This is a genomic window from Asticcacaulis sp. (assembly GCF_047605585.1).
Classification (GTDB): Bacteria; Pseudomonadota; Alphaproteobacteria; order Caulobacterales; family Caulobacteraceae; genus Asticcacaulis.
This window is the reverse complement of record NZ_JASGFK010000003.1, coordinates 26,237-47,353: the sequence shown is the minus strand read 5'-3', so window position 1 is coordinate 47,353 and position 21,117 is coordinate 26,237. Positions and strand designations below refer to the sequence as shown.

The following is a 21,117-nucleotide window of genomic DNA, read 5'->3' as shown; positions in this document are numbered from 1 at the left end:
CGCTTCGATGCGGAAAAGACATAACGAATTTGGCGAAACCGGAGGCATTGATTTTGCGATGACGGCCATAAGTCTTCGGGGCCACACCCCAGGCGGCGCAAGCTTCTGGACAAAAACTTATGACCGACGGAGACTTTCCAATCTGATTTTCGCAGGCAGAACAGGCATTGTGACATCACCGCGGTTATTCGCGCCTGTAACACCACTGGAGACAAGAGTTTGTCCGGAAAACTGAAACTGACCATCGCCGTGGCGGAAGCGCCGCACACTGCCGCCATCCGCAACGGCTCGATCGAGATCGAGGGCGTCGACGCCGAAATCATCACCGTCCAGCCGCAGATCGGCGCCTTCCGCCGCATGGTACGCGACGTCGAGTTCGATGTCTGCGAACTGGCCCCGACCACCTATATCATCGCTAAGGCCTATGGCCGTCCGTTCACCGCCCTGCCGATCTTCGTGCTGCGCCGCTTTCACCATGCCGGCCTGCTGGTTCACCCCGATTCCGGCGTGAAGACCCCGAAGGATCTGGAAGGCAAAAAGGTCGGCGTGCGCGCCTATTCGGTGACGACCGGTGTGTGGACCCGCCAGGTGCTGATCGAGGAATTCGGCGTCGATAACTCCAAGATCAACTGGATCGTCGATGACGAGGAACACGTCACGCAGCTCAAGCTGCCGGAAAACGTCAGCCACACCGCGCCGGGCGATTCCCTGGCTGACATGATGGCACGCGGCGAACTGGCCGCCGGTTTCCACGCCAATGCCGGCATTGGCCGCACCGGCGCCCCGACCGGTGGCTGGAAGGAAGTCGAGGCCAACTATCCCGACCTCTTCCCCAATGCCGCCGAACTGGAAGCCGAATATTACGAGCGCACTGGCATCTACCCGATGCACGGCACCATCGTGGTCAAGGACGAGATCCTGAAGGCCCATCCGTGGGTCGCCAAGTCGATCTTCGACGCCTTCACCAAGGCCAAGAACGAGTGGCTGGCCCGCCTCGATGCCGGGGAAGCCACCACGGCCTCGGATAAGCGCTACCTCGGTCTGCGCCCGGTCGTCGGTCACGACCCTCTGCCCTACGGAATCGCCGCTAATATCAAGACCATCGAAGCCCTGGAAGAGACCGCCTTCAAGCAAGGCCTGACCCCGCGCCGCATGTCGATTGAGGAACTGTTCGTCGATCCGGAAAACACCGACCTGGCCGCGCTGCGCGCAAGCGCATAAGGCCTTACGACTGTAAGCGTACTGAACCCGCCGTTCCTCAGGGAGCGGCGGGTTTTGCTTTGTGGCGTGTGACGCAAAAAATCCCTCTCCCGCGGACGGAAGAGGGAGGCTGGGACGCACGCTCACGAGAGCGGGCATGATCGAGAGAAGCGGTTGACCGAAGGTCGTTACGCACCTCAACAATGCGCTCACTTATGGCAGATGTCAGATTGATTTCAGGCAAGCGCCGATAAGTTGTCAGGTGGTCGCCGGTTTGTGATTGCCAGCGCCATCGTCGGCCTGCAGGCGATAGAAGATGGCCGAGGACAGGACCGTATAGCCGCCCAGGATCAGAAAGCTGGAATGCAGGCCCTGCAACATACCGGCGCTGTTCTCGACACCCGCCTGCGGGAGGAAAATCGCCGCCATCATACCCGCGCAGGCGACGCCGAACGAGATCGACATCTGTTGCAGGGTCGAGGCGATGGACGAGGCCCCGCTGGCGCGGTTTCCGGGCACGTCGGCGTAAGTCAAGGTATTCATGCCGGCAAACTGGATCGATGTCAGGGCACCGAAAATATAGACCATGACAGCGATCAGCAGCACCGGCGCCTTCGGGCCAATAAGGGCGAACCCCATGATCCACAACCCGACGATCACCGTGTTCAGGGTCAGCAGGCGACGATAGCCCAGGAAGGCGATCAGGCGCGGCAGGAAGCTCTTGGTGGTGATCGCCCCCAGCGCCTGGGGCATGATCAGCAGGCCCGACTGCACCGGATCGAGGCCAAGACAGACCTGATAAAGCAGCGGCAGCAGGAAGGGCATACCGCCAATGCCCAGCCGCGTCAGGAAAGAACCGCCGGTCGCCACCGCGAAGGTGCGGATACGATAAAGGCTCAGCATCAGCAGCGGATAGGTGACGCGCTGGCTGTTCAGCCAGTAGCCGGCAATGAGTGCTGCCGAGACCGCCAAGAGCCCCAGGATTTCGGACCACGACAACAGGTGCTCACCGAAGACTTCCAGCACATAGGACAATAGCGCAACGCCCGAACCAAACAGGATCAAACCGACGAGATCGAGCGGCCGGCGCTTGTCGTTACGGTAATCGGGCAGTTTCAGCCAGACCATGACCAGCCCCAGAAAGCCTATCGGGATATTGATGAAGAAGATCATCCGCCAGTTCAGATAGGTGACGATCAGCCCGCCGATCAGCGGCCCTAGCGTCGGCGCGATCAGGCTGGGCACCGCCACGAAGCTCATGGCGCGGACCAGTTCGGCCTTTGGGAAGCTGCGCACCAGGGTCAGGCGCCCCACCGGCACCATCATGGCGCCGCCCATCCCCTGCAAGACGCGACTGGCCACCAGCATATGCACATTGGGCGACAGGCCGCACAGGATCGAGCCGAGCGTAAACACGGCGATTGCCGCGGAGAATACGCGTCGCGTGCCATAGCGATCTGCCATCCAGCCGGAGATCGGAATGAAGACGGCCAGCGCCAGGGTATAGCTCGACAGCACCGCCTTCATGCTCAGCGGCTGGACATGCAGGGCAGTGGCAATGGCCGGCACGCCGGTGTTGAGCACGGTCGTATCCAGCGACTCCATGAAGAAGGCGACGGCGATCAGCCATGGCAAAAGACGAGTCTGCGTGGCCGGTTCCGGCGTGGATTCGACAGGCTGAGGCCCGGGCTTTAACTGAGGTCGCGGCAAACCGTCACTCCTGTGGCAAGCGGTACTTCAGCATCAGCCCGTCGTGCGGATTCGCATAATCGAAATCGCCTGTCCGCCATAAGTTTTTGATCCGGCGTGTGAAAGTAAAGATCGGAAAGCTATCGCTGCCCACGCATTTCCGAATTGCTCCATCAACCGCTGCCCCTCATCCTGTCTGCATTCGGCTCCCGTTTGAAGCGTTACCTCCCAAGGTTCATGGCAGCCGGCCCTTATTGCGCGTCATGTCCCCCAACATGGCGCGCTTCTTTTTCCAAAGCGTCCGGCTGCAACAAAATCTAATGCCGGCCGCAGCCAATTGAATTGGCATGAACATCAGATTGTCTAAAACTGGCGACCAACTGGGTCGGGGTTGCGCAAACAGGTGCGACACGCGGCCGCATAACCAAATCCTATATTGGCGCGTGACAAATCTATTGGTGACGCGGCAATTTTACTGAGATCAGGAATTATCCATAGAATTTATATGGAATTATTCCTGGGCCTGTCGTGGCCAAAACGGCGAAGTGGAGAAAACGAATGGATAGACGGAAATTTCTGGGCGTGGCTTCGGCCGCTCTGCTGGCAGCCCCGATGGCGAAAGCCGCCTTTGCCGATGCCGCGCCGGCAAAGAAGGGCGTGATGCTGATGAACCGGATTGGGCCGTCGACCTCCGAACTCTATATCGCCAATGTCGATGGCTCGAACGAACGCAAGCTGCTGTCCGATTCGGTCTTTGAATACCATTCCTCCTTCTCAGCCGATGGCCAATGGATCGTCTTCACCTCGGAACGCAACGGTCTCGGCCAATCCGACATCTATCGTGCGAAAGCCGATGGCAGCGCGTTGGAACGCCTGACCGACAGCCCGCACGTCGATGACCAGGGCGCCCTGTCGCCGGACGGCTCCAAGCTCGCCTTCGTTTCGACCCGCGATACCTGGAAGAACAATATCTGGCTGCTTGATATTCCCATCGGCAAGCTGACCAACCTGACCATCGCGCCCGAGGTCCAAGGCAATCCGGAAAAGCCGGACTGCTTCTTCCGTCCGTCATGGTCACCGGATGGTCAGTGGATCGCCTTCTCGTCCGATCGCAACACCGACTGGCGCGGGCATAACAACACCGCCGGCTGGGAGCACACCCAGCAACTCCGCATCTACATCATCCGCCCGGACGGCACCGGCTTCCGCGAAGTCGCCTCGCGCGCCGACTACGCTCTGGGCGCGCCGAAATGGTCGCCGGACAGCAAAAACATCATCTTCTACGCCATGTCCGACGAGGATACCTGGAACGCACACCGTCCGGAAGGCCAGCCGAAAATGACCAACGAGATCATGTCGGTCAATCTGGAGAGCGGCGATTACACGATCCACGCTTCCGGCCCCGGCTGCAAGGTCACGCCGCAGTTCCTCAATGACAAGGATGTCGGCTACGTGGTCAAGGGGGGCGGCATGCCAGGCCTCTACTATTCCTCCGGCGCCGCGCCCATCAATGGCAATGCCATGCGCGATCCATCATGGTCACCCGACGGCAAGTCGGTCATCTATGAAAAGGTCGATTTCAAGCCGCGTCCGCAATATCAGAAGCTCTACAGCTGGGACCCGGAATGGGACTACATCCATATGGATGTTTTCCCGGCGTTGTCGCGTGACGGCAAACTGGCCGTTACCCAAAAAGCGATCGATTCCTCGATCATTCTGATGGACCCGGACGGTTCTAACAAGAAGACTCTGTTTGATGTCACCAAGCAGGCCAAGCTCGATCCGGAAATGGTCGCTCACGGTCTGGCCGGCGCCTTCCAGCCCGCCTGGTCGCCGGATTCTAAATGGGTCGCCTTCGGTGTCGGCCAATGGTTCTTCACCCGCGGTCAGGGCACGGCAAAGCTGATGCGCATCCGCCGTGACGGCACCGGACTGGAAGAGCTGACTGACGGTAGCATCAACGCTGGCTTCCCGAGCTACTCGGCGGACGGTAAGGAGATCGTCTATCGCGTGTTCAGCGGAACCAATTTGGGGCTCAATATCCTCAACCTGGAAACCCGCCAGAGTCGTGTGCTCACCACCATGCTCGACAACATGCCGGGCTGGTCGCCGGACGGCACGAAGATCGTCTTCACGCGCAAGTCGGACTATGAAAACTACGACGTCTACACCATCAAGCCGGATGGCACCGACCTCAAGCGCCTGACCACCTTTCGCGCCAATGACGGCCACGCCGTCTGGACCGCCGATGGCCGGATCATGTGGAGCAGCGGCTTCTACGGTTTCCGCGATGAATGCGCGCTGTATGACAATACCTTCCAGCCCTACGGCCAGATCTGGATCATGGATGCCGATGGCGGCAACAAGCGCCAGATCACCGACACGGTCTGGGAAGACTCCATGCCGCTCTATATTCCGGCCAAGCAGTGGACGCACCACAGCAAGACCTAGGCTAACGGCGCGCGGACAAATGTCCGCGCGCTTTCACTTCCGGGGCATATACACAGGAAACACCCATGCGCCTTAGAGCGATCTCCCTCCTCTCGCTATCCGTTGCCCTGCTGACAGGATCGGCAAACGCCGCCGACATCATGGTCTATTTCGGTACCCATGGCCTGACGGCGGCCGATGTCCGGCCCGGTCAACCCGTGCCGCCGACCGGTATTTATGCAGCGCGTTTCAACGAAGAGACCGGCGTGCTGACGCCGCTTGGCCTCTCCATCGAGCTAGGCCGCCCCACCTGGCTGGTGGTCAGCCCGGACAAGCCGATCATCTATTCCGGCAATGAACTGGGCAATGATGGCAAGAGCAATGGCCAGGTCCTGGCGCTCACGCCCGATGGCGATACCGGCAAGCTGAAGATCCTCAGCCAGATCGACGCCAAAGGCGGCGGCACCACGCACCTGACTTTTGACGCCCCGGCCCACACCCTGATCGCCGCCAACTACGGCAGCGGCCAGGCCGTGTCCTTCCCGGTCAATGACGACGGCACTATCGGCGATGCGGTATCGGTCGAACAACACGACGGCAGCGGCCCCAATCCGCGCCAGAAGAGCCCGCATGCTCACGGTGTTACCGTCGATCCGAGCGGCCAATATGTTCTGTCGCCAGACCTTGGCGCTGACCGCATCTTCATTTCACGCATCGATCCGGCCACGCACCAACTGACGCCGGCCGCCACGCCTTACGAGGCCGTACCCGCGGGTTCCGGTCCTCGCCACCTGATCTTTAGCCCCAATGGCAAGTTCGCCTATCTCAATACCGAACTGACCGCCGAACTGCGCGTCTATGCCTGGGACGCCACGGCCGGCAAGCTGACCTCGGTGCAGACGCTGTCCACAGTGGCCAAGGATTTCTACGGCAAGAAGAGCGCCGGCGAGATCACCCTCTCGAAGGATGGCCGTTTCTTCTACGTCTCCAATCGCGGTGAGGACACAATCGCTGTCTATTCGGTCAGCGCCAAAACCGGCAGGCTGACGGAAATCCAGCGCATTTCCAGCCAGGGCGACCAGCCGTGGCACTTCACCATCGATCCGACCGGCAAGTGGTTCCTGATCGCCAACGAAGCCTCAAGCTCGGTGGCCGTCTTCAAACGCGATCCGAAATCCGGCAAGCTGGCCCCCTCACCCTCCACCATCGACCTGCCCAAGCCGGTCTTTGTCCTGTTCGGGCCGCAATAGCCGTCTGAGATTTCCGCAATGAAGAGCGCCCGTGCATGACCTGCACGGGCGTTTTCTATGTGAGTACGGATAACAAAAAAGCGGAAGGCCGTTTGACCTTCCGCCTTCCATTTCAAATCTGACGAGGCTCAGTCCGCCGCGATCTCCGGCACCTTGGGCGCCCATTTTTCCTTCAGCAGGAACAGGGTCGTCAGGCCACCGATCACCAGGAAGGCAAAGATCACCATCATTGGCGCGGTATAGCCGCCCGTTTCCTGCAGGAGCCAGCCTGACAGCAGGGGCGTGACAATGCCCGCCAGGCTGGTCGAGACATTCTGCACGCCAGTGACCAGGCCCACGGCCGGGGCCGGGATCAGGGTCAGGCGACACAGCGCCAGATGGTTGGCGGTGGCGAGGCCGAGACCCGACAGCGACACGACCGTCCAGAAGAGCGCCATCTGTTCAGTTGTGGCCAGCACGCCCAGCAGTTCCGTACAGGCGATGGCGAAACCGCAAATCACGAAGGTCTTGCGCACGATCACCGCGTTCCAGCCTCGTTTGATCATGATATCGGCGATCCAGCCGGAGAGCAGCGCCACAAGCGCGATGCCGGCAAAGCTGAAGAAGGTATAGAGCCCTTCCTTTTTCAGCGACAAGCCACGGTGCTCGACCAGATAGGCCGGCATCCAGGTCATGCAGTAGAAGACGAAGTAATTGTAGCAGAAGTTGATGATGATCGTGCCCCAGACCAGGGGGCTGGCCAGGATATTGCTCAAAGGTACCGCCGACTTCTTCTTCACAGCGCCTTTTTGGGGCGTATCGCTTTTGACCAGCAGGTTCCACGGAATCAGCCACAACAGGCCACCGAGCCCCAGCGCGGCGAACATGATGCGCCAGTCGTGATTGACGATCAGCCAGGCCGCGACCGGGCCACCGAGGGCCGGGCCGATCTTGGTGCCAAGGCTGTAAATACCGACCGCCAGGCCACTCTGGGTTTCGGAGAAGTTGCTGCGAATCCAGCGATAGCTCGCCGGCGTTACGATGGCCTCGCCGGCGCCGGTCAGCACGCGCATCAGGATCAGCGCCATGAAGGTGTCAGCCAGTCCGCAGGCGGCCGAGGCGACGCACCAGATGGCGAAGCAGATGGTATAGGGCAGCTTGACGCCATAGCGATCAACCACCCATCCCATCGGGATTTGCAAGGCGGCATAGGACCAGAAGAAGGCCGAGTTCAGCGTGCCGCGATCGATATTGGTCAGGTTGAAATGCTTGACGAACTCAGGCGCCGCAAGCGCTTGCGCGATATTGGTGCGATCGACGAAACCGAGGATCGCCCCCAGGGCCAGCACGATCAGGATGATCCACCGGCTCGTGGATTTCCCCGGCACACTGGTTTCGCTCGAAGCGGTAGCAGAATCGACCATAAAGGTCCTCCCAGATTACTTTTTATAGGACGCACTATAGGTGTGTGGCGCCTTGTTTCGGTGACTGTTGCCCTAATCGGCCAGCGAGGGATAGAGGCTCTGTGCCGTCTTGCCGAAAATCCAGTCCTGATCTTCCGCTGAGAGCGTGGCGAGACCGGCTTTTGCCGTACCCAGGATCTCCCTCATGGTACCGGGCGAGGTCGGGAAGTTCGAGCCCCAGGCCATGCGCCTGGCGCCAAAGACCTCGACCACCTTCGGGAAGAAGGTCTCCGCACTGGCCGCGCCCTTCTTGACATCACCGAAGATCCGCGGAGTCAGTTTCATGTAGATATTGGGCAGGCGTTCCAGCGCGAACAGACTGTCGGCATTGGCATAGGGCGGCCCATCGAGGACATCCGGGCGGCCAAGGTGATCGAGGACGATGTTCACGTTCGCAAAGCGCTCGGCCAGCGAAGTCACCTGCGGCAGACCGATCGGCCCGGTCTGGATGCACATCGGCAGCCCCAGTTCACCGCAGAGTTCCCATGCCGGATAGGCGCGCGGATCTTCCAGTTCGGAGGGGTCGAAATCTTTGGTGCTGCCGCCGGTGAACAGGCGCAGGCCTTTCAGGCCCTTGCCCACCCAGCTACGGATGGTCTCGACCGCATTGGGCTCCAGCACATCGACAGAGCCGACAGCGACCAGGCGATCCGGATACTGGTTGCAGCCATCGACGACATAGCTGTTATCGAAGCCATAGGTGGTCGAGGAATGGACCACGGCCGCCTTGTCGACACCGGCTTCGTCCATGGCCGCGATCAAAGCCGCGACGGTCGACGGGCGCTCCTGCGACCAGTCCGAGCGCTTGCCGAACAAAGGCGCCGGCGGATAGCGCCCCTCGTCGTCCGAAATGATGTGCGGGTGGATATCAATAATCTTCGACGCCATGGGTCTCTTACCTTTAGTTCCTCGCCGCACGCGCAATGCCGGCGGCAGATTGTTGACCTGAGACTATGCGAAGGCGCCAAGGCCCTGAAATTTGAACTGGGTGCGAGGCCATAACTTTCGGCTATGACCACGGCCTCATAACCCGCAGGCAAACAAAAAGGCGGTGCCGCAGCACCGCCTTTCGTGTCCGTTCTGTGATCGGTCTATTCCGGGATGCGGAAGGCCGGGGTCAGTTGTGGCGTATCGACGATCAGTTCCAGCACCGCCGGCTTGCCCGCTTGTTGCGCGCGCTTGAAGGCCGCCGGGAAATCATCGAATGTCTCAATGCGCTCAGCATAGGCGCCGAAGCTTTGCGACATGGCGACAAAGTCCGGATTGGCGATATCCGTGGCCACCACGCGGCCGGGGAAGCGCTTTTCCTGGTGCATGCGGATGGTGCCGTAGATGCCGTTATTGACGATGAGCGTAATCAGATTGGCCTTGTGCTGTACGGCAGCACTCAGCTCCTGCGGATACATCAGGAAACAACCATCGCCGGCGAAGGCCACAACCTGCTTTTCCGGATGGACCAGTTGGGCGGCGATAGCGGCCGGGAAGCCATACCCCATGGCGCCACTTGTAGGGGCCAGTTCGGTGCGCGGTGATTTGTAGCGATAATACCGGTGGACCCAAACCGTGTAGTTACCGGCGCCATTGCCGATGATCGTGTTGTCTTCAAGGTTTTCGCTGAGCCAGTTGACCACCTTGGCCATATCGACCAGCTTTTCTGCCGGCTTGCCGGGCGTGGAGAACCTGACATAGGCGGCGTGCGCCTCGGCCACCCAGGCGGCGCGCTTGTCCTTGTTTGCCACCTCAAGCCCGGCCAGCGACTTGGCGAACTCATCCAGACCGCAGCAGATACCGAGCGCCGGTTGATAGACACGACCGATTTCATTCGGATCAGGATAGATATGCACCAATTTCTGCGACGACACCGGCGAGGTCATCAGGGTATAGCCGCTGGTGGTATTTTCACCAAGGCGCGAGCCAATTGAGACCACTAAATCAGCTTTTTGCAGGCGCTCCGCCAGGGTTGGATCGACGCCCAGCCCCAGATGGCCGGCATAGACATCCAAGCGATTGTCAATCAGGTCCTGGCGACGGAAGCTGGCGGCGATCGGCAGAGTATTGGCCTGCGCAAAGGCGGTCAGGGCTTGTGTGCCCGCCTCGGTCCAGCCAGTGCCACCGACCACGAGCAAGGGGCGCTCGGCCTTGGCCAACAACTCGGCCAGGGTTTTCAGGTCTTCACTGCGGGGTGCGGCCGCAGACGCGATAGCGGCGGGCGCCTGGACCGGCGCGGCCACTGCATTCGAGAGCATGTCTTCAGGCAGGGACAGGACGACCGGCCCCGGACGGCCCGACATGGCGACATGGAAGGCGCGCGAGATATATTCGGGGATGCGCTCAGCATCGTCGATCTCGGCCGCCCACTTGGCCAGCGGCCCGAACATGGCGCGATAATCGACCTCCTGAAAGCCTTCGCGGTCACGGGCATCGCGCGCCACCTGACCGATAAACAGGATCATCGGGGTCGAATCCTGAAAGGCGGTATGGACGCCGATCGAGGCGTGAGTGGCGCCGGGGCCGCGCGTCACCATGCAGATACCGGGACGGCCGGTCAGCTTGCCTTCGGCCTCGGCCATGTTGGCGGCGGAGCCTTCGTGACGGGTGTTGTAGACGGCAATGTCGCAGTCATACAGCGCATCCAGCACCGGCAGGTAGCTCTCGCCCGGCACGCAATAGACGCGCTCCACGCCCTGCGCCTTTAGGGCATCGACCAGTATCTGGCCGCCGGTCGCGGTTGTGGTCAGGTTGCGGTTGTCATCTGCGGCCATGTGCGCCTCTCCTGGTCGTCAAGTCGGTATATCTGCTCCTGATAGGCGGATATCGACGGCCCAAGTCAAGCGAGCGGCCAATGCTCGAAAAGCACGGTTTCAATCGCAGAGAATTCGCCTTATTATCTGTTTTTAATGATATTTTTCAGTCTACTTGTCGCAATAGACCGCCAAAGCTTAAGGCAAATCCTATAGGGTCCGCGCGGCTTTCGATCGCCCTTCCCGCTCCTTGCCCAGACTTGGTAAGCCAATTCTTATGGCGAGGCGCAGGGTTTTGATTGGAAGCCAATAAGCAAACGCTACAGAACCAAATGGAGATTTTTGCAGCGGAAGGGCTTGAGGCACGCTATGTCGTGTTTCGCCGCTTCCCGAAGTACAGGAGACGACTATGGCTAAAATTGTGCTCGGAATGGCGATTCCGCACAGCGGCATGTTGGGCAAGCCCGGCGAAACCTGGCTGGAGGACGGCCAGCGCGATCGCGACAAGCCCTTCCTGTGGTTCCGCAACAAGAAGTGGACCTATAAGGAGCTGGAAGCCCATCGCATCGCCGAGGGCTTCGTGGCGCCGCTATCGGTCGAGGAACGCCAGACGCGTTCAGCCAAATGTACCGCCGCGCTCGATGAACTGCGCCGCGTCTATGCCGAGCACAAGCCCGATGTCGCCATCATCATCGGCAAGGACCAGAAGGAAATCTTCATCGACCACAATCCGTCGATCGCCCTCTATACAGGTGAAAAGATCTTCAACGGACCACCTCAGCGCGCCGTCTATGCACCGGACCACACCGTCACCTATGACGCCTATCCGGAACTGGCCACCTACCTGATCGGCGCCTTCCAGTCGAACGGCTTTGACCTGACCGATCTGCTGAGCTGGCCGCCCAACACCTGGACCGGCAATGAGCCGGTCGTGCCGCATGCCTTTGGCTTTATCTACAACCAGATCATGCAAAACGACGTGCCGCCGAACGTGCCGATCCTGATGAACACCTTCTACGAGCCCAACCAGCCGTCGATGCGCCGCAGCATCGAATTCGGCAAGGTGCTGCTCGATGCCATCAATGCCTGGGATAGCGACAAGACCGTCGCCATCATTGCTTCAGGCGGCCTGTCGCACTTCGTCTGTGACGAGGAACTGGATCGCACCTTCATCCAGCATTTCGAAGACTATAATTTCGATGCGCTGGCCAATATGGACAACAGCACCTACCAGCACGGCACTTCCGAAGTGAAGCTCTACGTACCTGTCATGGTCGCCATGCAGTCGCTGAACGCCAAGATGACCCTGGTCGATTACGTGCCCTGCTACCGCACCGAAGCCGGCAGCGGCGAAGGCATGGGCTTCTTCTACTGGACCCCGTAGAAGTAAGCGTAGGCCTAATACAAAAGAAAAGGCGCTCCGGATATCCGAAGCGCCTTTTCTTTTGTCATGAGGAGAGGCCTAGCTGGCCAGGCGCAGTTCCTTGGCCACCACCAGGGAGCCGACGATGCGCTTCTGGATCAGTTCCAGGAAACTCGCCTGGATCTGCGTCGGCAGCCAGTTTTCGCGCATGGTCAGGCCGATCTCGGGCACCGGCGTGATCGGTCCGAATGGCAGAGCCGTCAGCGCGTCATCCTCATGCAGCAGTTCGTAGGAGGTCAGAAGCGTCAGGCGGTCGCTTTCGCTCAGCAGCAGGCGGATGGTCGGCAGCGAACAGGTGGCAATGCGCGCCGTCGGCTTCTTGCTGCTCTCGAAGATCTTTTCGAAACCGGTGCGACGGTTGGCGCCCGGCGTGCCAACCACCCAGTCATAGGCGGCGATATCCTCGATTGTCAGTTGGCCCTTCTTGAGCAGCGGGTGGCCATGGCGGCCAACCACAACATAGGGCGTCTGGGCGAAAACTTCGTTGACCAGGCCTTCCGGCACTGGCGAACGCACCAGGCCGATGACGAAATCGACATCGCCGGCGGCCAAATATTTCAGCATGTCCTCGGCATTGCCGTTGATGACGCGCACATTGGCGTTGGGATACTGGGCGACGAACTCGTTGAGCACACCGGCCAGAACGACGCTACCGGCTAGTAGCATGGCGCCGACGACGATCTCGCCGCCGAAATTGCCCTTCGCCGCTTCCAGTTCATCGATGCCGTGATCGATCTCGCCGATGGCCAGCTTGACCTTGCGGGCGAATTCCGCGCCGCCGGGCGTCGCCATAATGCCCGATGAGGTCTGGACATAGAGCGGTGTGCGCAGGGCGCGTTCCAGGTCACGCGCGGCCCGGTGCAGCGAGGTCTGCGAGACGCCAAGCGCCCGCGCCGCCTGGGCGAAGGAACCATTCTCGACAATAGCGATCAGGCTGCGGATCTGCGAACGGGTAATGCGGCTGCCGATCAGCGACAGAGGCGTCCTGCCATTGGGCACACCCAGTTCGATCAAGGCCTGCTCGATCTGACTGAACAGACGTTCGATGCGGCGATGGAAGATGATGCCGAAATCGTTGAGATAGCTGCCACTGGCCCGGCGTTCAAGCAGTGGGCAACCGAGCTGTTCTTCCAGCTTGGCGATGGCCTGCGTCACGGCCGGCTGCGAGAGGTGGCATTCTTCCGAAGCCTTGCGCACACTGCTGAGGCGGGCGACGCTTTCGAAAAGTTTCAGGTGCCTGATGCTGACAGACACTTCGCGCTTGGAGTCAATATCGTCGGTCATTCCTGTGTGTTCCCTGTATTTTTCCACAGGCTATCACAAAAGCGGAAGGCGCCTATTATGCTTTATGCTAAGGCATATAAGAAATGCGCAATAAGCTTATCACCCGCAACCCTGCCAAATGCCTTAAATATAAGGGAATAATCCTTAATTTAAGCGCAAATCCAAGACCTGACTTATCACCTGACTTATATAAGATAAGCGCCCGGCGATAAGAAAAACGCGCACGCCTGCCCCGCCGGCGACTCAACGTTCGGCCGGCGCGCCGCAATACTTATCTCCTGAAAGCCCCTTTCAATTGGACGGTTTCCGCCCCCGGCAACACTGTGCTGTCAGGTACAGGTGCGCCCTGTTTCAGGAAGCGCACGACTACAAGGACAAGACCACATGGATGCCCCACACGCCTCATCGCTGACGCTGAAGACTAACCTCGCCGACTATCCGGTCACCATGGCCATGAAGGATGGTCGCGTCACCTCAGATATTGTCACGCTCGACTTCTGCGGCCCGAAGACGGCGCATAACGGCTTCAAACCCATGCTGCGCGAGAACGCCTTCGATGCCGGCGAAATGGCCATCGTCACCTATCTCCAGGCCAAGGCCTACGGCAAGCCGTTTGTCCTTCTCCCCTCGCCGATTTCCGGCCGCTTTCAGCATCACTGCATCGGCTTTAACAAGGAATTGGGCCATCTCGATCCGAAGGATATCGAGGGCAAGCGCGTAGGTGTCCGCACCTATGCCCAGACGACTGGCCTGTGGGTGCGCGGCATCTTGCAGCACGAATACGGCGTCGATCTCGACAAGGTCACCTGGATGACGATCGATGAGTCGCATCTGTCCGAGTACAAGGACCCGGCCAACTGCATCCAGATGCCCAAGGACGCCAACATCCCGCAAATGATGCTCGATGGCGAACTGGCCGCCGCCATCCTGGGCGTCGACATGCCCAAGGACCCGCGCGTCCAGACCCTGGTGCCGGAGCCCTTTGAGGCGGCGAAAAAGTGGTATGCCCGCGAAGATGTCATACCAATCAACCACATGTTCGTGGTGCATGAGGATATCTCGAAGAACCATCCCGAAGCGGTGCGCGACATCTACCGCATGATCGTCGAAAGCCGTGGCCTGGCGCCGGAAGACGCGCTCAAGACCATCCCGCCACTCGGCCTGGAAGCCAACCGCAAGGGTATCGGCATGGCCATCGACTGGGCCTATGAACAGAAGATCATCCCGCGCCGCCTGTCGGTCGATGAACTGTTCGACGACACGACGGCCGCGCTTGGGGCGTGATTGAAAAAGTCTGATTGAAAAAGCCCGGACCATGATCGGTCCGGGCTTTTTTTTCTATTTAGCGGGCTGAAAGGTATCCAGGTCATGCGCGACAACAACCGTGCCCTTAAAGCTGTTGTGCGCCTCGGACGTCAGCTTCGGCGCCAGATCATCCGTCTTCCCGATAATGCTGAGATGCGTCAGCACCAGAGTACGGGCGCCGGCTGCCGCTGCCATCTGCCCGGCTTCTTCCGGCGTGAGATGCTGGCTCTTCAGATGCGCAATCAGCCCCGCGCGAAACTGAGGCGGCGTAGTTGATGCGGGCCCCTCGATCTTCGCCACGACCCCCGGCAGGTCGATAACCTCACTGACGATCAGATCACTGCCCTTGAACAGGTCCGTAACTGCAATGCTTGGGCCGGTATCGCCGGTATAGCCGATGCCCTGCCCGCCGCGATCGAAACGATAGGACAGGGACTGGGTGCCGTTGTCAGCCGGTTTCCCGACGTCAGTATCGAAGTGAGAATTCTGCACGACGCGAATGCGAGTGCCATCCACAGTCAGGTCACTCCCCCCTTTCAGCACCACGACCGTCACCGTGTCCTTCGGCAGGGCACCGCCTTCGCCAAATCCGATCCTCGTCGACGGGGCGAGCGACTGCACGATCCCTTCCACCACCTGCTCGATGCCCGGCGGCCCGTAGATGGTCAGCGCGCCTGTCGCGTTCTGCATCCAACGTACACCGATAAGGCCCTGAAGCCCGCCAATATGATCCATGTGCAGGTGACTGATAAAGACGGCGGAGACACGGGCCGGCTGGGCGCCAGCGCCAGATAGCCTTTCCAAACAACCGTCGCCACAGTCGACCAGCCACAAGTCATTGCCAACCGTCAGCAGATTGGCCGGCTGCGAGCGATCCGTCCGAATGACCGGGCCACCGGCGGTGCCCAGGGTCGTCCAGCTCATGGGGGCGGCGGGCGCCTCGGCACAAACGTTCTTGGCGCCCAAAGCGCCCGCTAAGACCATCATCATTGCCATCATCTGTAATCGTTGCATCTGCTCTCCGAATGCGGGGATAAAAAGAAAGCCCGCCTCCGCAAGCGGAAGCGGGCTGGTGCGATACAGGTGGATAACCTTAATATTGCAGGTTCAGGCGCATGCCGACAAAGCGCGGCGTCGAGATCGGGAAGGTTGTCGCATTGGTGACGCCAGCCTTGTAGGTTTCCGGAATACCGACCTTCTGAATCTGGTTCTCCAGATTCTGCGCATAGAGTTCGACACTGTAATGGCCTTGGCTCGGCGCATAGGTCAGGGTGATGTCACTGCGTGTGAAGGCTTTCTGGGTGAACTGCACGGCATTAACGAAGTCGCTCAGCAAGTAGGACGAACTGTATTTCACAGCGCCACGGAATTTCAGTGTGGCGGCATTCGGCAGTTCGAACGTGTGGTTCAGGCTGGCCGTGGCCGAAACGTCCGGGGTCCGGTCAAGCGAGGTGCCCGACCAGTCGACGTTCTGGGCGATGCCGGCCATGAAGGTCTTGTATTCCGAATGCTCGAAGGTCGCCGCCAGAGCCACATTGGTGGCCGGTGAGAAGCGATAGCTTAGTTCATGTTCCCAGCCATAGATCTTGGCCGGCACCAGGCGGGTGTAGAGCACGGCGGTGCCTGAAACGATGATCCGGCTGGAGATCTGGTCCCCGGCATAGTCATAGTAGAACAGGGAGGTCGAATAGGTCGTGTTGGCGAACGGACGGCCCTTATACCCTAATTCATACGCAGTCAGCTCTTCCGGATCATAGGCCGAGATGCCGTGGGTCGCCGGATCGAAGTCGTTGAAACCACCCGCCTTGTAACCCGTAGAGACGGAACCGTAGATCATGTCGGTCGTATTGAGGTGATAGTTGATGCCGACACGGTAGGTCAGCTTGCTCGCCTCTTCCTTACCATTATTGGCCGAGCCTGCGCAGGTGTCCGGATAGGTACAACCGGCAATCAGACCAATAGCGGTCATCCCCCAGCGGGTCAGCTGATCCTTCGATTCCCGCAGCCCCAGGATCAGGTCCAGTTTGGAGGTCGGATGCCAAGTCAACTGACCGAAGAGACCCACCGAGGCATGGCTCGTCGAGTTGAGAAAATTGCGCGCGTTGAACCAGGTGTCGGTGTTATTCGGATCGGCGAGCGGGATATTCCAGACGTGCGAATTTTCGTGAATGTTTTCGCTAATAAAATTGGCCCCGAAGACGTAATCCAGGACGCCAGATTCCGCGTTGGCGAAACGGACTTCGTGGCTGAGCGCATGTACGTCCCAACGGTTGTCACCCAGCACATACAGTGGCTGGAAAGGGCCGGCGCCGGCATAGTTGGCCAGCGGATTGTTATTGGTCGGCACCGGATCGTAGGCGTCAAAGTGTTGGATGCCAGCGACGTAGGTAAAGGCCACGCCACCGACACGGAAGTTCAGTTCGCTGTCGACGTTGAAGAAATTGTCATCCTTTTCCCGCACCACCGGGTTCGGCAGAATATTCAGCGCGGACTTGCCGGAATTGCCGGCGGCTTCCATGATATCGTAGACGCCTTCACCTGGACCGTAGCCGCCGACATGACCGCCAGTGGCGGTGATACGCCAGCGGGCGTTGTCGCTCGGCTTGTAAAGGATCGACAGACGGGCGGTTTCGTTATCCTCGTCATTGCGTGCGGGCAAACCGGCGGCGGAGGCATGGTAGCCGTCAGCGGCCGCGCCATCCGTCGGAGTCAGGTAACCGTCACGTTTATTGACAGAGGCCGCCAGGCGTACCGCCACCTGATCAGACAAAGGCACATTGATCATGCCCTGAAAGCGACGGGCATTGTAATTGCCGACATCAAAAGTAGCGTTGGCATCGAAACCCGCCAGGCTTGGCGCATTGGTGACCAGGTTGATGACACCGCCGGTCGAGCTTTTGCCGTAAAGCGTGCCTTGCGGGCCGCGCAGGACTTCGACACGGTTTACGTCGAAGAAGGCCAGGCCTTGCTGGATCGGACGCCCATAGGAAACGCCGTCGATATTGAAGGCAACGCCCTGCTCACCCTTGCTGGTGGTATCGGTTGTGGTCACCCCGCGGATGCTGGTGTTGACGCCAAAGCCATTGCGCGAAATAGTGACGCTGGGCGCCACATTCTGCACGTCGTCAACCGTATTGACGCCGGCGGCCTTCAGGTCATTGCCGCTGAGCGCCGTAATAGCGGCCGGCACCGCAAGCGTGCTTTGCGCCCGCTTCATGGCGGTAACCACGACAACCGTCGTATCGGCTTCAGGCACTGCAGGCGCCGACGCATCAGCGTCACCAGCATGGGCCAGGCCGCCTGTCAGAGCCAGACAACTGACGCCGGCAAACAGGCCGGCCATTTTATGGATGTGTTTCACTTGTATTCCCCTTTTTATCGTTGTTGTGTGCCCGGCATTCGCCGAAACTTAAACTCACGCCCTGTATCGCCTGGCTTTCAGATCGTTTGGCTTTGGGGCTCGTCTGCCTTTTGGCGAGGGTAATATGTGGGGATCGGCCGGGCTTGAGTAATCTGTTTTGGGGGCCGAGTTATAAGAATCGCTTATGAAGGCTTTAAGTAAGCGCTGTCATTGATTGCCACGAACGCTTGCCGGACAAGGCGTTTTACCAATTCCCCAAATAATGGAACAATAAGATTTGGGATCAGACCTTCAATACACTGTCGAGGACAGGCACCAGGGTCTGCCAGTGATGTTCAGCTTCGACAGGATCATGCACCGGCATGTCGGAGAGTACCCAGCCGTGCTTCGCCGGGTAGGTCTCGATCAGATGATCGACACCGGCTTCCGTCAGGGCGTCTTCCAGTCGCGTTTTCTGACTGTCATCGAAATTGGCGTCATCGGTGGCGCCGCCCACATAGATTTTTGCCTTCATTTTAGGCGCCAGCAGATGCGGGCTCGACGGCGTGTCATTGGCCAGACCGCCGCCGTGATAGGCAGTCGCTACGGCGATCCGCTCCGGATATGTACCGGCCGCAATCAGCGCCAGACGCCCGCCCATGCAATAACCGTCGACCCCGATCGGCCCGGCCTTGACATCCGGCTGTTCAGTCAGGAAATCGAGAAAGGCGGCGGTATCGGACATAATGGCCGCTGGTTTGGCCGGGTCCATGAATTTTGCCCGGTGGGCCTCACGCAGTTCCTTGTTGGCCCAGACGACCTTGGTATCGATAGGTTCATAGGGCCCCGATCGATAGAACAGGTCCGGCAACAGTACATAATAGCCATGGGTGGACAGGCGTGCGGCCACAGCCTGCATGGCTGGACGCATACCGGGACCATCCATATACATCAGCACCGCCGGCCATGCCCCCTGCCCTTCAGGCCGGAAAACGAAGGCCGGGCAGATACCGTCACGGGTCTTGATTTCGATCTTTTCCATAGAATCACCTGCAGGATATGGCCACAATCGCCCCCAAAAGGTAAGCGGAAGCAGCCTTCAGTTATAAAACGCGGCCTCAGAATTCTCCGCCGTGCGGCACCGGTTCCTCATCCATTTCCGCCAGTACCGAGGCCGGGTAACGCGCACCGTGGATGATCTCTTCATTGATGATCGCCTGTGCTTCAGTCAGGACATCTGCGGAGATGTTCATTGGCGTGCGGTTGTTTTCGATCACATGCCTGATATTTGTCGTGCCGGGAATGACATGCACATGATCCCCGCGCGACAGTACCCAAGCCAGGGCCAGTTGCGTCGGCGTCAGAAAGGACCGGCGCGCCAGCTTTTCAAAGGCTTCGTACCGCCGCAGGTTGTGGGCCAGGTTCGGCTCCTGAAAGCGCGGCATGTGGGCACGGATATCGCGGTCACCAAAACCGCTCTTAATCCCGCCTGCCAGGAATCCACGCGCCACCGGTGAAAAAGCCACGAAGGCGGCGCCAATTTCCCGGCAAAGTTCGAGCACGGCGAATTCCGGATTTCGGGTCCACAGCGAGTATTCCGACTGTACAGCCGCAATCGGATGCGTGGTGTGCGCGCGCCTAAGGGTGGCGACCGAGACTTCGCACAAGCCAATCCCCCTGATCTTGCCAGCCCTGACCAGATCACCCAGGGCGCCAACGGACTCCTCGATCGGCACCGCCTTGTCGAGACGGTGGAGGTAAAAGAGGTCGATGTAATCCGTTTGAAGGCGTTTCAAACTGTCTTCGCAGCTCTTCTTCAGGACTGACGGCCGCCCGTCGATCACCCGCGTGGCACCGACACTCCGCAGCCCCCCTTTGCTGGCAATGAAGACTTGATTGCGGACAGTGTGGAACATCTCGCCGAGCAATTGCTCATTACGACCTGAGCCATAAAGTGCGGCCGTATCGAAATGCTGCACGCCGATATCGAAGGCATGCCTCAGCAACTCCCGGCTGGTCTCGACGGACGGCGGTTTGCCATAGGCATGGTGCGTCAGGTTCATGCAGCCCAGGCCGATGGATTTGAGCTTCGTGCCCGCGATAGTCCGTTTCATTTAACGCCCGATGGTAGATCCGTAACAACCGGACATCAGGACGATAATCCCCTTCGAACGGCCTTGCCCGAAGCATGCGCTCAAATTACCTGCGGGAGTTAAGTGAAAGAGTAATGGGTGCGATAAGTTTTGGTCAAGGCGCTCAAACAAACGCTGTCAGGCGTTTCGGGCGGCGCCGATGCCGCGTACGAAGATCTCCAGCCGTTGCTTGATGTGCTCCAGGCGTTGCGCTCGCTCGGCGGCCTGGTGGATGCGGCGGCGCGGCAACAGGGCGCCGAAGACGATATCCATCAGCATGCCTGCGCAGACCAACGGGTCCTCGATCGTCATGCGACCACGGCGAGCTTCCTCATTCAGCCACTCGATCAAGTCTTCGCGGGAGCGCAGAATATTATGTTCGTAGAGATAATCCGACAGGTCCGGCATCAGTACGGATTCGCGCACCAGCAGGTTCAGGATGGCCTCGCGTTCCTTTTGGGCCGCTTCGTCGATATCCAGCCGGAAGATCAGGAACAGGGTCTCCAGCACCGGCAGGTCTTCACCTTCGGGGCGCGGCAGGTCGAGGATCAGGCGGCGGTATTCGCGGATAACAGCGGCAAACAGCTCGGTCTTGTTGTCGAAGACCTCATAGATCGAGCGTTTGGAGACCTTCGCCGCCGTCGCCACCATGGCGGTCGTGGTATTGAGAAATCCGTGCTCCACAAAGGCTTCGTGCGCGCCACGGATGATCATGGCCCGGCGCGTCTCGTCGTCATGCAGGCGCGGCCGTCCCCGGCCCGGCGTTACCGTCCCAACGCCTTCCGCATCACTTGCCGATCCGTCTTTCAAACCCGACATCAAAACCTTCTTGACATTATAGGTACTGATTAAGTACCAATAATAAAAATACCAATAACACA

At 59.6% G+C, this 21,117-nt stretch carries 15 protein-coding genes and 1 pseudogene; 5 read left to right on the top strand and 11 right to left on the bottom strand.

The genetic code is table 11. The annotated features are described in order from the left end of the window. Window positions 1-219: 219 nt before the first annotated feature. Complete coding sequence (locus tag QM647_RS09445; RefSeq protein ID WP_414995262.1) at window positions 220-1,221, top strand: ABC transporter substrate-binding protein; 1,002 nt, start codon at window positions 220-222, stop codon at window positions 1,219-1,221. A 237-nt stretch (window positions 1,222-1,458) separates the two neighbouring features. On the opposite strand, the gene QM647_RS09440 is transcribed toward QM647_RS09445, so the two are convergent. Continuing rightward, on the bottom strand, window positions 1,459-2,910 hold the full coding sequence (locus QM647_RS09440; RefSeq protein ID WP_414995261.1) for a DHA2 family efflux MFS transporter permease subunit: 1,452 nt from the start codon (window positions 2,908-2,910) through the stop codon (window positions 1,459-1,461). Window positions 2,911-3,447: 537 nt separating this feature from the next. On the opposite strand from QM647_RS09440, the gene QM647_RS09435 reads away from it, so the two are divergent. Continuing rightward, window positions 3,448-5,340, top strand: a complete 1,893-nt coding sequence (locus QM647_RS09435) for a hypothetical protein (protein WP_414995260.1) — start codon at window positions 3,448-3,450, stop codon at window positions 5,338-5,340. 65 nt (window positions 5,341-5,405) lie between these two features. Continuing rightward, a complete protein-coding gene (locus QM647_RS09430; RefSeq protein ID WP_414995259.1) occupies window positions 5,406-6,569 on the top strand; it encodes a lactonase family protein in 1,164 nt (387 codons plus the stop codon). Between the two features lie 128 nt (window positions 6,570-6,697). On the opposite strand, the gene QM647_RS09425 is transcribed toward QM647_RS09430, so the two are convergent. The 3 genes from QM647_RS09425 to QM647_RS09415 form a co-directional block, all read right to left on the bottom strand. Then, on the bottom strand, window positions 6,698-7,972 hold the full coding sequence (locus QM647_RS09425; RefSeq protein ID WP_414995258.1) for an MFS transporter: 1,275 nt from the start codon (window positions 7,970-7,972) through the stop codon (window positions 6,698-6,700). A gap of 72 nt (window positions 7,973-8,044) precedes the next feature. After that, complete coding sequence (locus QM647_RS09420) at window positions 8,045-8,899, bottom strand: amidohydrolase family protein (RefSeq protein ID WP_414995257.1); 855 nt, start codon at window positions 8,897-8,899, stop codon at window positions 8,045-8,047. 203 nt (window positions 8,900-9,102) lie between these two features. Further along, complete coding sequence (locus QM647_RS09415; protein ID WP_414995256.1) at window positions 9,103-10,773, bottom strand: thiamine pyrophosphate-binding protein; 1,671 nt, start codon at window positions 10,771-10,773, stop codon at window positions 9,103-9,105. A gap of 388 nt (window positions 10,774-11,161) precedes the next feature. On the opposite strand from QM647_RS09415, the gene QM647_RS09410 reads away from it, so the two are divergent. Further along, on the top strand, window positions 11,162-12,136 hold the full coding sequence (locus QM647_RS09410; protein WP_414995255.1) for a hypothetical protein: 975 nt from the start codon (window positions 11,162-11,164) through the stop codon (window positions 12,134-12,136). Window positions 12,137-12,214: 78 nt separating this feature from the next. Here the strand turns inward: QM647_RS09410 and QM647_RS09405 are convergent, their stop codons facing one another. Further along, window positions 12,215-13,099, bottom strand: a complete 885-nt coding sequence (locus QM647_RS09405; protein WP_414995728.1) for a LysR family transcriptional regulator — start codon at window positions 13,097-13,099, stop codon at window positions 12,215-12,217. Window positions 13,100-13,252: 153 nt separating this feature from the next. Continuing rightward, window positions 13,253-13,459: pseudogene (locus tag QM647_RS09400) on the bottom strand (helix-turn-helix domain-containing protein); the annotation flags it as partial. Between the two features lie 384 nt (window positions 13,460-13,843). Between QM647_RS09400 and QM647_RS09395 the strand changes: the two are divergent. Continuing rightward, on the top strand, window positions 13,844-14,743 hold the full coding sequence (locus QM647_RS09395; RefSeq protein ID WP_414995254.1) for a hypothetical protein: 900 nt from the start codon (window positions 13,844-13,846) through the stop codon (window positions 14,741-14,743). 54 nt (window positions 14,744-14,797) lie between these two features. On the opposite strand, the gene QM647_RS09390 is transcribed toward QM647_RS09395, so the two are convergent. The 5 genes from QM647_RS09390 to QM647_RS09370 all read right to left on the bottom strand — a co-directional run bounded on the left by QM647_RS09390 (window position 14,798) and on the right by QM647_RS09370 (window position 21,055). Next, window positions 14,798-15,754 (bottom strand): MBL fold metallo-hydrolase, encoded by a 957-nt coding sequence (locus QM647_RS09390; RefSeq protein ID WP_414995253.1) that lies wholly within the window; start codon window positions 15,752-15,754, stop codon window positions 14,798-14,800. Between the two features lie 103 nt (window positions 15,755-15,857). After that, the gene (locus tag QM647_RS09385) at window positions 15,858-18,125 is read right to left on the bottom strand and encodes a TonB-dependent receptor (protein ID WP_414995252.1); all 2,268 of its coding nucleotides are present in this window, start codon (window positions 18,123-18,125) and stop codon (window positions 15,858-15,860) included. Window positions 18,126-18,408: 283 nt separating this feature from the next. Beyond that, a complete protein-coding gene (locus QM647_RS09380; RefSeq protein ID WP_414995251.1) occupies window positions 18,409-19,146 on the bottom strand; it encodes a dienelactone hydrolase family protein in 738 nt (245 codons plus the stop codon). 76 nt (window positions 19,147-19,222) lie between these two features. Next, window positions 19,223-20,218 (bottom strand): aldo/keto reductase, encoded by a 996-nt coding sequence (locus tag QM647_RS09375; protein ID WP_414995250.1) that lies wholly within the window; start codon window positions 20,216-20,218, stop codon window positions 19,223-19,225. 156 nt (window positions 20,219-20,374) lie between these two features. After that, window positions 20,375-21,055: a TetR/AcrR family transcriptional regulator gene (locus QM647_RS09370; RefSeq protein ID WP_414995249.1), complete on the bottom strand. Its 681-nt coding sequence runs from the start codon at window positions 21,053-21,055 to the stop codon at window positions 20,375-20,377. Window positions 21,056-21,117 lie beyond the last annotated feature (62 nt).

Excerpts from the sequence above, each read along its gene's own strand:
- QM647_RS09430 (WP_414995259.1), top strand. The coding sequence starts at position 5,406 with ATGCGCCTTAGAGCGATCTCCCTCCTCTCGCTATCCGTTGCCCTGCTG.
- QM647_RS09435 (WP_414995260.1), top strand. The coding sequence starts at position 3,448 with ATGGATAGACGGAAATTTCTGGGCGTGGCTTCGGCCGCTCTGCTGGCA.
- QM647_RS09380 (WP_414995251.1), bottom strand. The coding sequence starts at position 19,146 with ATGGAAAAGATCGAAATCAAGACCCGTGACGGTATCTGCCCGGCCTTC.
- QM647_RS09390 (WP_414995253.1), bottom strand. The coding sequence starts at position 15,754 with ATGATGATGGTCTTAGCGGGCGCTTTGGGCGCCAAGAACGTTTGTGCC.
- QM647_RS09425 (WP_414995258.1), bottom strand. The coding sequence starts at position 7,972 with ATGGTCGATTCTGCTACCGCTTCGAGCGAAACCAGTGTGCCGGGGAAA.
- QM647_RS09415 (WP_414995256.1), bottom strand. The coding sequence starts at position 10,773 with ATGGCCGCAGATGACAACCGCAACCTGACCACAACCGCGACCGGCGGC.
- QM647_RS09375 (WP_414995250.1), bottom strand. The coding sequence starts at position 20,218 with ATGAAACGGACTATCGCGGGCACGAAGCTCAAATCCATCGGCCTGGGC.
- QM647_RS09420 (WP_414995257.1), bottom strand. The coding sequence starts at position 8,899 with ATGGCGTCGAAGATTATTGATATCCACCCGCACATCATTTCGGACGAC.
- QM647_RS09395 (WP_414995254.1), top strand. The coding sequence starts at position 13,844 with ATGGATGCCCCACACGCCTCATCGCTGACGCTGAAGACTAACCTCGCC.
- QM647_RS09410 (WP_414995255.1), top strand. The coding sequence starts at position 11,162 with ATGGCTAAAATTGTGCTCGGAATGGCGATTCCGCACAGCGGCATGTTG.
- QM647_RS09370 (WP_414995249.1), bottom strand. The coding sequence starts at position 21,055 with ATGTCGGGTTTGAAAGACGGATCGGCAAGTGATGCGGAAGGCGTTGGG.